Source organism: Halobacillus sp. ACCC02827 (assembly GCF_030291935.1).
GTDB lineage: Bacteria > Bacillota > Bacilli > Bacillales > Halobacillaceae > Halobacillus.
Genome location: NZ_CP128168.1, coordinates 90,697 through 104,799, shown reverse-complemented (window position 1 = coordinate 104,799; position 14,103 = coordinate 90,697). Strand labels below are relative to the sequence as shown.

Genomic DNA, 14,103 nt, shown 5'->3' with positions numbered 1-14,103 from the left:
CCGCAATCAGCATTTATATTTAAGGGTGAACAGCATCGCCGTCATGATTCTTGCTCTTATCTCATCGCGTAGAGGGAGAGAAAATTTGAGCACATCACGGTCAACGATGCTTTCCATGATCTTCGCTTCCCGTTCTGTAATGACCTCATAATCGATAAGTCGCTCCAGAACGTCCACCGCTTGGGTCTGGGAGATACGGGGTTGGATTAAATCCATCAATTCCTCGATCATATCAGCGTATTTCCGATAAGGAACCCGACTGATCCGGATGTACCCGCCGCCTCCGCGTTTACTTTCCACTATATACCCCTTTTCCACAGTGAACCTTGTCTTAATCACGTAATTAATCTGCGAAGGTACACACTGGAAACGCTCAGCAATTTCGCTTCTTTTAATTTCAATGGTTTGGGACTCATCGAGGGTTTTCTTTAAATATTCCTCTATGATGTCTGATATATTTCGCATTTTCCCTCCCCCTCTTTTGACTTTGACTATCTTTGACTTTAATTTCATTATACTCATATTTTACTGGTACGCAACTATATTGTTTATGATAAATACATCAACTATGTTTCCCCTTTTCGTTAGCAAATAAAACAAAAAGCCGTGCAGTTTTTTCCTGCACAGCCTTAAATATAATGTGTCATTTTCATAACTCCTTCCTGCTCACTGATTCGACCCATCACAAGTGTACGATCATAGGACTGAGACGGACTTACCTCAACCAACAATTTCTTTTGGCTCTCAGGTAGAGACAGGACCTCCACTTTTTGAATGGTCAATTGAAATTCCTCAAATACCGACAGAACCCGATGCACCCTTGCACTTCCACGAACGGTAATGCTATAGCTGTTTTTCCGCTTGCCTCTAACTTTATGTTTTTCCATTCTATTCAGAAAGGCCAAGCTTGTCAGCACGACTAAAGTGGTAAACGTAGCAACATCGTATAACCCAGCACCGACTACTAATCCAATTGCTGCTACCGTCCAGATCGACGCTGCTGTTGTAAGACCTTTAATCGTCAAGCCGTTTACCATAATGGTCCCGGCACCTAAAAAACCAATTCCACTGATAACGTAAGAAGGTATCCTCGCCGGGTCAAACCTCACCTGCTCGTGAAGGCTCATAAATTCCGTAAACCCATAGAGAGAAAGCAGCATCATTAAACAAGCACCAACCCCGACCAAAATATGTGTCCTAAAGCCCGCCGATTGATTCTTAATCTCCCTTTCAAAACCGATTAATCCTGATAACACTAAAGCAAAGCACAGGCGGAAAATAATTAAAACAATATCATCATGAAAGAAATAAGACCAGTGCACCGCAGTTCCCCCTTTCTATATTCATATGAAACCGGTTCTGAATATAGAAAAAAACCAGAAGTAATAACTTCTGGTTTCTAAAATGACGTGGCAGCGTCCTACTCTCACGGGGATCTACCCGACTACCATCGGCGCTGAAGAGCTTAACTGCTGTGTTCGGCATGGGAACAGGTGTGACCTCTTCGCCTTCACCACCACATCAATATTCTATTGAGGTAAACCCTCAAAACTGGATAAGGAAACATCTTTATCGAAAGAAACGTTTTTCACGCGATCTATGATCAGATAGATAAGTCATCGATCCATTAGTATCCGTCAGCTCCACGTGTCACCACGCTTCCACCTCGGACCTATCAACCTCATCGTCTCTGAGGGATCTTATTTGCTCGAAGGCAAAGGGAAATCTCATCTCAAGGGGGGCTTCATGCTTAGATGCTTTCAGCACTTATCCCGACCACACGTAGCTACCCAGCTATGCTCCTGGCGGAACAACTGGTACACCAGCGGTGTGTCCATCCCGGTCCTCTCGTACTAAGGACAGCTCCTTTCAAATTTCCAACGCCCACGACGGATAGGGACCGAACTGTCTCACGACGTTCTGAACCCAGCTCGCGTACCGCTTTAATGGGCGAACAGCCCAACCCTTGGGACCGACTACAGCCCCAGGATGCGATGAGCCGACATCGAGGTGCCAAACCTCCCCGTCGATGTGGACTCTTGGGGGAGATAAGCCTGTTATCCCCGGGGTAGCTTTTATCCGTTGAGCGACGGCCCTTCCATGCGGTACCGCCGGATCACTAAGCCCGACTTTCGTCCCTGCTCGACTTGTAGGTCTCGCAGTCAAGCTCCCTTGTGCCTTTACACTCTGCGAATGATTTCCAACCATTCTGAGGGAACCTTTGGGCGCCTCCGTTACTCTTTGGGAGGCGACCGCCCCAGTCAAACTGCCCACCTGACACTGTCTCCGGACCGGATCACGGTCCTGGGTTAGAATGTCCGTACAGCCAGGGTAGTATCCCACCAGCGCCTCCACCGAAGCTAGCGCTCCGGCTTCCAAGGCTCCTACCTATCCTGTACAAGCTGTACCAACATTCAATATCAGGCTACAGTAAAGCTCCACGGGGTCTTTCCGTCCTGTCGCGGGTAATGTGCATCTTCACACATAGTATAATTTCACCGGGTCTCTCGTTGAGACAGTGCCCAAGTCGTTGCACCTTTCGTGCGGGTCGGAACTTACCCGACAAGGAATTTCGCTACCTTAGGACCGTTATAGTTACGGCCGCCGTTTACTGGGGCTTCGGTTCAACGCTTCGCTTACGCTAACGCATCCCCTTAACCTTCCAGCACCGGGCAGGTGTCAGCCCCTATACTTCGCCTTACGGCTTCGCAGAGACCTGTGTTTTTGGTAAACAGTCGCTTGGGCCTTTTCACTGCGGCTCCTCGGCAGAGGAGCACCCCTTCTCCCGAAGTTACGGGGTCATTTTGCCGAGTTCCTTAACGAGAGTTCTCCCGCTCACCTTAGGATCCTCTCCTCGCCTACCTGTGTCGGTTTGCGGTACGGGCACCTCTTTCCTCACTAGAGGATTTTCTTGGCAGTGTGAACTCAGGAGCTTCGGTACTATAGTTCCCTCCCCATCACAGCTTGACGTTATGCCGGACGGATTTGCCTATCCGACCGTCTCACTGCTTGGACGTGCACATCCAATGGCACGCTCTCCTTATCCTCCTGCGTCCCCCCGTCGTTCAAACGGAAAGGAGGTGGTACAGGAATATCAACCTGTTGTCCATCGCCTACGCCTTTCGGCCTCGGCTTAGGTCCCGACTAACCCTGAGAGGACGAGCCTTCCTCAGGAAACCTTAGGCATTCGGTGAAAGAGATTCTCACTCTTTTTTCGCTACTCATACCGGCATTCTCACTTCTAAGCGCTCCACCAGTCCTTACGGTCTGACTTCACGGCCCTTAGAACGCTCTCCTACCATTGATCCTACGATCAATCCGCAGCTTCGGTGGTGTGTTTAGCCCCGGTACATTTTCGGCGCAGAGTCACTCGACCAGTGAGCTATTACGCACTCTTTAAATGATGGCTGCTTCTAAGCCAACATCCTGGTTGTCTAAGCAACTCCACATCCTTTTCCACTTAACACACACTTTGGGACCTTAGCTGGCGGTCTGGGCTGTTTCCCTCTCGACTATGAACCTTATCACCCACAGTCTGACTCCCAGAACAAAGTCTATGGCATTCGGAGTTTGACTGAATTCGGTAACCCGATAGGGGCCCCTCGTCCAATCAGTGCTCTACCTCCATGACTTTCTATTCTGAGGCTAGCCCTAAAGCTATTTCGGAGAGAACCAGCTATCTCCGTGTTCGATTGGCATTTCACCCCTACCCACACCTCATCCCCGCAATTTTCAACTTGCGTGGGTTCGGGCCTCCAGTCAGTGTTACCTGACCTTCACCCTGGACATGGGTAGATCACACGGTTTCGGGTCTACGACCGCATACTCACTCGCCCTATTCAGACTCGCTTTCGCTGCGGCTCCGCTTCTGCTGCTTAACCTTGCATACGGTCGTAACTCGCCGGTTCATTCTACAAAAGGCACGCCATCACCCATTAACGGGCTCTGACTACTTGTAGGCACACGGTTTCAGGATCTCTTTCACTCCCCTTCCGGGGTGCTTTTCACCTTTCCCTCACGGTACTGGTTCACTATCGGTCACTAGGGAGTATTTAGCCTTGGGAGATGGTCCTCCCGGATTCCGACGGAATTTCACGTGTTCCGCCGTACTCAGGATACACTCCGGAGGGAGAAAGGTTTCGACTACAGGGCTGTTACCTGCTCTGGCTGATCGTTCCAGATCGATTCATCTACCTTCCTCCTTGGTAACTCCAAAGGAGTGTCCTACAACCCCAAGAGGCAAGCCTCTTGGTTTGGGCTGATTCCGTTTCGCTCGCCGCTACTTGGGAAATCGCATTTGCTTTCTCTTCCTCCGGGTACTTAGATGTTTCAGTTCCCCGGGTCTGCCTTCTTATACCTATGTATTCAGCATAAGATCCTGCTCCATTACGAACAGTGGGTTTCCCCATTCGGAAATCTCCGGGTCAAAGCCTACTTACGGCTCGCCGGAGCATATCGGTGTTAGTCCCGTCCTTCATCGGCTCCTAGTACCAAGGCATCCACCGTGCGCCCTTATTCACTTAACTATCGTCGTGAAAAGACGTTTGTTTAAAACTTTCGATGTTTGATGTCTTGTCATCAATCGTTTCATCGTTAGATGATACGATGATTCCTTATCCAGTTTTCAAGGTTCACGTAGTTCAGAGAAATCTTTCGATCTCTCAAAACTGAACAACCAACCAAGTACGCTTCCGTTCTAAATCCTTAGAAAGGAGGTGATCCAGCCGCACCTTCCGATACGGCTACCTTGTTACGACTTCACCCCAATCATTGGTCCCACCTTCGGCGGCTGGCTCCAAAAGGTTACCTCACCGACTTCGGGTGTTACCAACTCTCGTGGTGTGACGGGCGGTGTGTACAAGGCCCGGGAACGTATTCACCGCGGCATGCTGATCCGCGATTACTAGCGATTCCGGCTTCATGCAGGCGAGTTGCAGCCTGCAATCCGAACTGAGAATGGTTTTATGGGATTTGCTACACCTCGCGGCTTCGCTGCCCTTTGTACCATCCATTGTAGCACGTGTGTAGCCCAGGTCATAAGGGGCATGATGATTTGACGTCATCCCCGCCTTCCTCCGGTTTGTCACCGGCAGTCACCTTAGAGTGCCCAACTGAATGCTGGCAACTAAGATCAGGGGTTGCGCTCGTTGCGGGACTTAACCCAACATCTCACGACACGAGCTGACGACAACCATGCACCACCTGTCACTTGGTCCCCGAAGGGAAATCCCTATCTCTAGGGAGGTCCAAGGATGTCAAGACCTGGTAAGGTTCTTCGCGTTGCTTCGAATTAAACCACATGCTCCACCGCTTGTGCGGGCCCCCGTCAATTCCTTTGAGTTTCAGCCTTGCGGCCGTACTCCCCAGGCGGAGTGCTTAATGCGTTAACTTCAGCACTAAGGGGTGGAAGCCCCCTAACACCTAGCACTCATCGTTTACGGCGTGGACTACCAGGGTATCTAATCCTGTTTGCTACCCACGCTTTCGCACCTCAGCGTCAGAAACAGACCAGAGAGTCGCCTTCGCCACTGGTGTTCCTCCACATATCTACGCATTTCACCGCTACACGTGGAATTCCACTCTCCTCTTCTGTCCTCAAGTTCCCCAGTTTCCAATGACCCTCCACGGTTGAGCCGTGGGCTTTCACATCAGACTTAAGGAACCGCCTGCGCGCGCTTTACGCCCAATAATTCCGGACAACGCTTGCCCCCTACGTATTACCGCGGCTGCTGGCACGTAGTTAGCCGGGGCTTCCTCGTTAGGTACCGTCAAGGTACCGCTCTATTCGCACGGTACTTGTTCTTCCCTAACAACAGAACTTTACGATCCGAAGACCTTCATCGTTCACGCGGCGTTGCTCCGTCAGACTTTCGTCCATTGCGGAAGATTCCCTACTGCTGCCTCCCGTAGGAGTCTGGGCCGTGTCTCAGTCCCAGTGTGGCCGATCACCCTCTCAGGTCGGCTACGCATCGTCGCCTTGGTGAGCCGTTACCTCACCAACTAGCTAATGCGCCGCGGGCCCATCTGTAAGTGATAGCGAGAAGCCATCTTTCAACTTTCCTTCATGCGAAAGAAAGTATTACCCGGTATTAGCCCCGGTTTCCCGGAGTTATCCCGATCTTACAGGCAGGTTGCCCACGTGTTACTCACCCGTCCGCCGCTCGTTCCACGAGCGTCACCCCGAAGGGATCAGCTCGCTTCCCGCGCTCGACTTGCATGTATTAGGCACGCCGCCAGCGTTCGTCCTGAGCCAGGATCAAACTCTCCATAAAAGTGTTTGACTTGCTCATTTTGCACACCGAATGTGCTTGTTTGAATTCTCTCTATATAATAGAAAGAATGTTTGACGTGCTGGTTGGTTCGTTCAGTTTTCAAAGATCAAAATAAATGGTGGAGCCTAGCGGGATCGAACCGCTGACCTCCTGCGTGCAAAGCAGGCGCTCTCCCAGCTGAGCTAAGGCCCCGTTATTAAGGAATGGTCGGGAAGACAGGATTCGAACCTGCGACCCCTTGGTCCCAAACCAAGTGCTCTACCAAGCTGAGCTACTTCCCGTTATAATGGCGCGCCCGAGAGGAGTCGAACCCCTAACCTTCTGATCCGTAGTCAGACGCTCTATCCAATTGAGCTACGGGCGCATATATATCGTATGGTGCCGAGGGCCGGACTCGAACCGGCACGGTGGAAACCCACCGCAGGATTTTAAGTCCTGTGCGTCTGCCAATTCCGCCACCCCGGCCTGGCATCTATGTTTTCACCTATGTTGTAAGTATCATTATAACTAGCTCTAATGTATCATTGGAGCGGAAGACGGGATTCGAACCCGCGACCCCCACCTTGGCAAGGTGGTGTTCTACCACTGAACTACTTCCGCATTAAAGTGCGGGTGGAGGGACTTGAACCCCCACGCCGTGAAGCACTAGATCCTAAATCTAGCGTGTCTGCCAATTCCACCACACCCGCAAAAACATGGTGAGCCATGAAGGGCTCGAACCTTCGACCCTCTGATTAAAAGTCAGATGCTCTACCAACTGAGCTAATGGCTCTCAATGTAACTAGCACTTTAATTTTTTAAGTTAGCTTTATGAGGCAACTAATGGTGCCGGCCAGAGGACTTGAACCCCCAACCTACTGATTACAAATCAGTTGCTCTGCCAGTTGAGCTAGGCCGGCTAACTTAAATGAAAATGGTGGAGGATGCAGGGTTCGAACCTGCGACCCCTTGCTTGTAAGGCAAGTGCTCTCCCAGCTGAGCTAATCCTCCGGATTTAATTAGGCTTGGCAGCGTCCTACTCTCACGGGGATCTACCCGACTACCATCGGCGCTGAAGAGCTTAACTGCTGTGTTCGGCATGGGAACAGGTGTGACCTCTTCGCTTTCGCCACCAAACCTTTTTTCAAGGACAAGAACTATTATAGCTCTTAACCAGTTGAAAATCAAGGGTTATTTTGAACTTTTTTTGAAAACCCTCAAAACTGGATAAGGAAACATCTTTATCGAAAGAAACGTTTTTCACGCGATCTATGATCAGATAGATAAGTCATCGATCCATTAGTATCCGTCAGCTCCACGTGTCACCACGCTTCCACCTCGGACCTATCAACCTCATCGTCTCTGAGGGATCTTATTTGCTCGAAGGCAAAGGGAAATCTCATCTCAAGGGGGGCTTCATGCTTAGATGCTTTCAGCACTTATCCCGACCACACGTAGCTACCCAGCTATGCTCCTGGCGGAACAACTGGTACACCAGCGGTGTGTCCATCCCGGTCCTCTCGTACTAAGGACAGCTCCTTTCAAATTTCCAACGCCCACGACGGATAGGGACCGAACTGTCTCACGACGTTCTGAACCCAGCTCGCGTACCGCTTTAATGGGCGAACAGCCCAACCCTTGGGACCGACTACAGCCCCAGGATGCGATGAGCCGACATCGAGGTGCCAAACCTCCCCGTCGATGTGGACTCTTGGGGGAGATAAGCCTGTTATCCCCGGGGTAGCTTTTATCCGTTGAGCGACGGCCCTTCCATGCGGTACCGCCGGATCACTAAGCCCGACTTTCGTCCCTGCTCGACTTGTAGGTCTCGCAGTCAAGCTCCCTTGTGCCTTTACACTCTGCGAATGATTTCCAACCATTCTGAGGGAACCTTTGGGCGCCTCCGTTACTCTTTGGGAGGCGACCGCCCCAGTCAAACTGCCCACCTGACACTGTCTCCGGACCGGATCACGGTCCTGGGTTAGAATGTCCGTACAGCCAGGGTAGTATCCCACCAGCGCCTCCACCGAAGCTAGCGCTCCGGCTTCCAAGGCTCCTACCTATCCTGTACAAGCTGTACCAACATTCAATATCAGGCTACAGTAAAGCTCCACGGGGTCTTTCCGTCCTGTCGCGGGTAATGTGCATCTTCACACATAGTATAATTTCACCGGGTCTCTCGTTGAGACAGTGCCCAAGTCGTTGCACCTTTCGTGCGGGTCGGAACTTACCCGACAAGGAATTTCGCTACCTTAGGACCGTTATAGTTACGGCCGCCGTTTACTGGGGCTTCGGTTCAACGCTTCGCTTACGCTAACGCATCCCCTTAACCTTCCAGCACCGGGCAGGTGTCAGCCCCTATACTTCGCCTTACGGCTTCGCAGAGACCTGTGTTTTTGGTAAACAGTCGCTTGGGCCTTTTCACTGCGGCTCCTCGGCAGAGGAGCACCCCTTCTCCCGAAGTTACGGGGTCATTTTGCCGAGTTCCTTAACGAGAGTTCTCCCGCTCACCTTAGGATCCTCTCCTCGCCTACCTGTGTCGGTTTGCGGTACGGGCACCTCTTTCCTCACTAGAGGATTTTCTTGGCAGTGTGAACTCAGGAGCTTCGGTACTATAGTTCCCTCCCCATCACAGCTTGACGTTATGCCGGACGGATTTGCCTATCCGACCGTCTCACTGCTTGGACGTGCACATCCAATGGCACGCTCTCCTTATCCTCCTGCGTCCCCCCGTCGTTCAAACGGAAAGGAGGTGGTACAGGAATATCAACCTGTTGTCCATCGCCTACGCCTTTCGGCCTCGGCTTAGGTCCCGACTAACCCTGAGAGGACGAGCCTTCCTCAGGAAACCTTAGGCATTCGGTGAAAGAGATTCTCACTCTTTTTTCGCTACTCATACCGGCATTCTCACTTCTAAGCGCTCCACCAGTCCTTACGGTCTGACTTCACGGCCCTTAGAACGCTCTCCTACCATTGATCCTACGATCAATCCGCAGCTTCGGTGGTGTGTTTAGCCCCGGTACATTTTCGGCGCAGAGTCACTCGACCAGTGAGCTATTACGCACTCTTTAAATGATGGCTGCTTCTAAGCCAACATCCTGGTTGTCTAAGCAACTCCACATCCTTTTCCACTTAACACACACTTTGGGACCTTAGCTGGCGGTCTGGGCTGTTTCCCTCTCGACTATGAACCTTATCACCCACAGTCTGACTCCCAGAACAAAGTCTATGGCATTCGGAGTTTGACTGAATTCGGTAACCCGATAGGGGCCCCTCGTCCAATCAGTGCTCTACCTCCATGACTTTCTATTCTGAGGCTAGCCCTAAAGCTATTTCGGAGAGAACCAGCTATCTCCGTGTTCGATTGGCATTTCACCCCTACCCACACCTCATCCCCGCAATTTTCAACTTGCGTGGGTTCGGGCCTCCAGTCAGTGTTACCTGACCTTCACCCTGGACATGGGTAGATCACACGGTTTCGGGTCTACGACCGCATACTCACTCGCCCTATTCAGACTCGCTTTCGCTGCGGCTCCGCTTCTGCTGCTTAACCTTGCATACGGTCGTAACTCGCCGGTTCATTCTACAAAAGGCACGCCATCACCCATTAACGGGCTCTGACTACTTGTAGGCACACGGTTTCAGGATCTCTTTCACTCCCCTTCCGGGGTGCTTTTCACCTTTCCCTCACGGTACTGGTTCACTATCGGTCACTAGGGAGTATTTAGCCTTGGGAGATGGTCCTCCCGGATTCCGACGGAATTTCACGTGTTCCGCCGTACTCAGGATACACTCCGGAGGGAGAAAGGTTTCGACTACAGGGCTGTTACCTGCTCTGGCTGATCGTTCCAGATCGATTCATCTACCTTCCTCCTTGGTAACTCCAAAGGAGTGTCCTACAACCCCAAGAGGCAAGCCTCTTGGTTTGGGCTGATTCCGTTTCGCTCGCCGCTACTTGGGAAATCGCATTTGCTTTCTCTTCCTCCGGGTACTTAGATGTTTCAGTTCCCCGGGTCTGCCTTCTTATACCTATGTATTCAGCATAAGATCCTGCTCCATTACGAACAGTGGGTTTCCCCATTCGGAAATCTCCGGGTCAAAGCCTACTTACGGCTCGCCGGAGCATATCGGTGTTAGTCCCGTCCTTCATCGGCTCCTAGTACCAAGGCATCCACCGTGCGCCCTTATTCACTTAACTATCGTCGTGAAAAGACGTTTGTTTAAAACTTTCGATGTTTGATGTCTTGTCATCAATCGTTTCATCGTTAGATGATACGATGATTCCTTATCCAGTTTTCAAGGTTCACGTAGTTCAGAGAAATCTTTCGATCTCTCAAAACTGAACAACCAACCAAGTACGCTTCCGTTCTAAATCCTTAGAAAGGAGGTGATCCAGCCGCACCTTCCGATACGGCTACCTTGTTACGACTTCACCCCAATCATTGGTCCCACCTTCGGCGGCTGGCTCCAAAAGGTTACCTCACCGACTTCGGGTGTTACCAACTCTCGTGGTGTGACGGGCGGTGTGTACAAGGCCCGGGAACGTATTCACCGCGGCATGCTGATCCGCGATTACTAGCGATTCCGGCTTCATGCAGGCGAGTTGCAGCCTGCAATCCGAACTGAGAATGGTTTTATGGGATTTGCTACACCTCGCGGCTTCGCTGCCCTTTGTACCATCCATTGTAGCACGTGTGTAGCCCAGGTCATAAGGGGCATGATGATTTGACGTCATCCCCGCCTTCCTCCGGTTTGTCACCGGCAGTCACCTTAGAGTGCCCAACTGAATGCTGGCAACTAAGATCAGGGGTTGCGCTCGTTGCGGGACTTAACCCAACATCTCACGACACGAGCTGACGACAACCATGCACCACCTGTCACTTGGTCCCCGAAGGGAAATCCCTATCTCTAGGGAGGTCCAAGGATGTCAAGACCTGGTAAGGTTCTTCGCGTTGCTTCGAATTAAACCACATGCTCCACCGCTTGTGCGGGCCCCCGTCAATTCCTTTGAGTTTCAGCCTTGCGGCCGTACTCCCCAGGCGGAGTGCTTAATGCGTTAACTTCAGCACTAAGGGGTGGAAGCCCCCTAACACCTAGCACTCATCGTTTACGGCGTGGACTACCAGGGTATCTAATCCTGTTTGCTACCCACGCTTTCGCACCTCAGCGTCAGAAACAGACCAGAGAGTCGCCTTCGCCACTGGTGTTCCTCCACATATCTACGCATTTCACCGCTACACGTGGAATTCCACTCTCCTCTTCTGTCCTCAAGTTCCCCAGTTTCCAATGACCCTCCACGGTTGAGCCGTGGGCTTTCACATCAGACTTAAGGAACCGCCTGCGCGCGCTTTACGCCCAATAATTCCGGACAACGCTTGCCCCCTACGTATTACCGCGGCTGCTGGCACGTAGTTAGCCGGGGCTTCCTCGTTAGGTACCGTCAAGGTACCGCTCTATTCGCACGGTACTTGTTCTTCCCTAACAACAGAACTTTACGATCCGAAGACCTTCATCGTTCACGCGGCGTTGCTCCGTCAGACTTTCGTCCATTGCGGAAGATTCCCTACTGCTGCCTCCCGTAGGAGTCTGGGCCGTGTCTCAGTCCCAGTGTGGCCGATCACCCTCTCAGGTCGGCTACGCATCGTCGCCTTGGTGAGCCGTTACCTCACCAACTAGCTAATGCGCCGCGGGCCCATCTGTAAGTGATAGCGAGAAGCCATCTTTCAACTTTCCTTCATGCGAAAGAAAGTATTACCCGGTATTAGCCCCGGTTTCCCGGAGTTATCCCGATCTTACAGGCAGGTTGCCCACGTGTTACTCACCCGTCCGCCGCTCGTTCCACGAGCGTCACCCCGAAGGGATCAGCTCGCTTCCCGCGCTCGACTTGCATGTATTAGGCACGCCGCCAGCGTTCGTCCTGAGCCAGGATCAAACTCTCCATAAAAGTGTTTGACTTGCTCATTTTGCACACCGAATGTGCTTGTTTGAATTCTCTCTATATAATAGAAAGAATGTTTGACGTACTGGTTGGTTCGTTCAGTTTTCAAAGATCAAAATGTTGTTTGCCGCTTAACAGCGACTTAACTAATATAACATGTTGTTTCGTTTCCGTCAACAACTTTTTTGTATTTTGTTTCGTTAAGTTCTGTGCGGTGCGCCGCTCTCTTAACGCGACAAGTAATAATATATCATGGATATTAAACCTTATCAAGCGTATTTTTGTAATAAAATAATTCAGATAATTAACCCTGTATATAAGAAAAGCCCCCGCTGAAAACGGGGGCTTAGATTTGTAATTCAATCTTCCTTTATTCTTTGTTTCTCATTTGAGGGAACAGCAGTACATCACGAATAGACGGGGAGTTCGTCAACAGCATAACAAGGCGGTCGACTCCGATACCAAGTCCTCCTGTAGGCGGCATACCATATTCCAATGCCTCCAGGAAGTCCTCATCCATCATGTGTGCTTCATCGTTACCTTCTTCTCTTTCTTTCAATTGAGCTTCAAAGCGCTGGCGCTGATCGATTGGATCATTCAACTCGGAGAAAGCATTCGCGTGCTCCCTTCCTACAATAAACAATTCGAAGCGATCCGTGAAGCGTTCATCTTCACGGTTCTTTTTAGCCAACGGTGAGATTTCGATCGGATGCCCGTAGATAAAGGTCGGCTGAATCAATTTCTCTTCTACACGCTGCTCAAAGAATTCATTTACAATATGACCGAAAGTCATCGTATCTTTAATCTCAATACCATGCTCTTCAGCAAGTTCTTTCGCACGTTCATCAGACATCTGTTCCCAGAAATCTACGCCAGTATATTCTTTAATAGCGTCGACCATATGCAGACGTGCCCATTCAGGCTCCAGGTCAATCTCTTCATCGTTGTACATCACTTTAGTCGTTCCCAGCACTTCTTTCGCTATGTGAGCAACCATATTTTCAGTAAGAGCCATGATATCCTGGTAATCCGCATAAGCCTCATATAACTCGATCATTGTAAATTCCGGGTTATGGCGGGTAGACACCCCTTCATTACGGAAAACTCGACCGATCTCATATACCTTCTCCAATCCTCCCACGATTAGACGCTTCAGATGAAGTTCGATAGCGATACGCATGTACAGCTGCATGTCCAAGGCATTATGGTGCGTGATGAATGGACGTGCCGATGCACCACCTGCAATCCCGTGCATAAGTGGTGTTTCCACTTCCAAGAAGCCGAGGCCGTCTAAGTACCGGCGCATAGACTGGATGATCTTACTGCGCAGCACGAATGTATCGCGGCTTTCCGGGTTGGTAATGAGATCAAGATAACGTTGACGGTAACGCTGTTCCACGTCCTGCAGACCATGAAACTTCTCCGGCAATGGACGAAGTGACTTAGTCAGTAGTTGGAACTCACTAGCTTTTACCGAAAGCTCTCCTACGTTCGTTTTGAACATAACGCCGCTGACACCTACGATATCTCCAAGATCGGCCGCTTTGAAAACGTCGTACGCTTCATCACCGATTTCATCTTTACGGACATACAGTTGGATTTGACCGGAAAGATCCTGGATATGAGTAAATCCAGCTTTTCCTTTTCCGCGTTTCGTCATAATACGGCCCGCTATAGTAGCAGGAAGCTGTTTCTCTTCCAATTCATCTTTCGTAAACTGGTCGTATTTCTCTATAAGTTCTTGAGCAGAATCGGTACGTTCGAATTTGTCACCGAAAGGATCCATCCCTTTCTCACGGTGTGTATCCATCTTATCGCGCCGCACCCGCATATGTTCATTTAGTTCTTCCGCCATTATGATCACTCCATTCTTTATCTTTAGGTTAACTCCGTTACAATAATAAAAACTGCCAG

At 50.6% G+C, this 14,103-nt stretch carries 3 protein-coding genes, 9 tRNA genes and 6 rRNA genes; all 18 read right to left on the bottom strand.

The annotated features are described in order from the left end of the window. Window positions 1-6: 6 nt before the first annotated feature. A complete protein-coding gene (locus tag QRD89_RS00590; RefSeq protein ID WP_008635843.1) occupies window positions 7-465 on the bottom strand; it encodes a CtsR family transcriptional regulator in 459 nt (152 codons plus the stop codon). 164 nt (window positions 466-629) lie between these two features. Next, entirely contained in the window at window positions 630-1,322 is a 693-nt protein-coding gene (locus tag QRD89_RS00585) for an MgtC/SapB family protein (RefSeq protein ID WP_008635841.1), read from the bottom strand. Between the two features lie 85 nt (window positions 1,323-1,407). Then, window positions 1,408-1,521: ribosomal RNA gene (rrf, locus tag QRD89_RS00580) — 5S ribosomal RNA — on the bottom strand. A gap of 86 nt (window positions 1,522-1,607) precedes the next feature. Further along, window positions 1,608-4,526, bottom strand: a 23S ribosomal RNA gene (locus tag QRD89_RS00575). 182 nt (window positions 4,527-4,708) lie between these two features. Next, a 16S ribosomal RNA gene (locus QRD89_RS00570) occupies window positions 4,709-6,272 on the bottom strand. A gap of 116 nt (window positions 6,273-6,388) precedes the next feature. Beyond that, window positions 6,389-6,464 (bottom strand) — tRNA-Ala (locus QRD89_RS00565). A 12-nt stretch (window positions 6,465-6,476) separates the two neighbouring features. After that, window positions 6,477-6,553: transfer RNA gene (locus tag QRD89_RS00560), tRNA-Pro, on the bottom strand. A gap of 6 nt (window positions 6,554-6,559) precedes the next feature. Further along, a tRNA-Arg gene (locus tag QRD89_RS00555) sits at window positions 6,560-6,636 on the bottom strand. A 12-nt stretch (window positions 6,637-6,648) separates the two neighbouring features. Beyond that, window positions 6,649-6,737: transfer RNA gene (locus tag QRD89_RS00550), tRNA-Leu, on the bottom strand. A 60-nt stretch (window positions 6,738-6,797) separates the two neighbouring features. Further along, window positions 6,798-6,872 (bottom strand) — tRNA-Gly (locus QRD89_RS00545). A gap of 7 nt (window positions 6,873-6,879) precedes the next feature. Continuing rightward, a tRNA-Leu gene (locus QRD89_RS00540) sits at window positions 6,880-6,961 on the bottom strand. Window positions 6,962-6,968: 7 nt separating this feature from the next. Beyond that, a tRNA-Lys gene (locus tag QRD89_RS00535) sits at window positions 6,969-7,044 on the bottom strand. A 51-nt stretch (window positions 7,045-7,095) separates the two neighbouring features. Further along, window positions 7,096-7,171 (bottom strand) — tRNA-Thr (locus QRD89_RS00530). Between the two features lie 15 nt (window positions 7,172-7,186). Beyond that, a tRNA-Val gene (locus QRD89_RS00525) sits at window positions 7,187-7,262 on the bottom strand. A gap of 12 nt (window positions 7,263-7,274) precedes the next feature. Beyond that, window positions 7,275-7,388: ribosomal RNA gene (gene rrf, locus QRD89_RS00520) — 5S ribosomal RNA — on the bottom strand. A gap of 142 nt (window positions 7,389-7,530) precedes the next feature. Continuing rightward, window positions 7,531-10,449 (bottom strand): 23S ribosomal RNA (locus tag QRD89_RS00515). A 182-nt stretch (window positions 10,450-10,631) separates the two neighbouring features. Further along, window positions 10,632-12,195, bottom strand: a 16S ribosomal RNA gene (locus tag QRD89_RS00510). Together the 16S, 23S and 5S rRNA genes with 9 tRNA genes alongside form the textbook arrangement of a ribosomal RNA operon. Window positions 12,196-12,559: 364 nt before the next feature. Continuing rightward, window positions 12,560-14,044: a lysine--tRNA ligase gene (gene lysS / locus QRD89_RS00505; RefSeq protein ID WP_008633529.1), complete on the bottom strand. Its 1,485-nt coding sequence runs from the start codon at window positions 14,042-14,044 to the stop codon at window positions 12,560-12,562. Window positions 14,045-14,103: the final 59 nt, after the last annotated feature.

Bases quoted from the DNA above. Each gene is read 5' to 3' on its own strand.
- lysS (WP_008633529.1), bottom strand. From the start codon at position 14,044: ATGGCGGAAGAACTAAATGAACATATGCGGGTGCGGCGCGATAAGATG.
- QRD89_RS00590 (WP_008635843.1), bottom strand. From the start codon at position 465: ATGCGAAATATATCAGACATCATAGAGGAATATTTAAAGAAAACCCTC.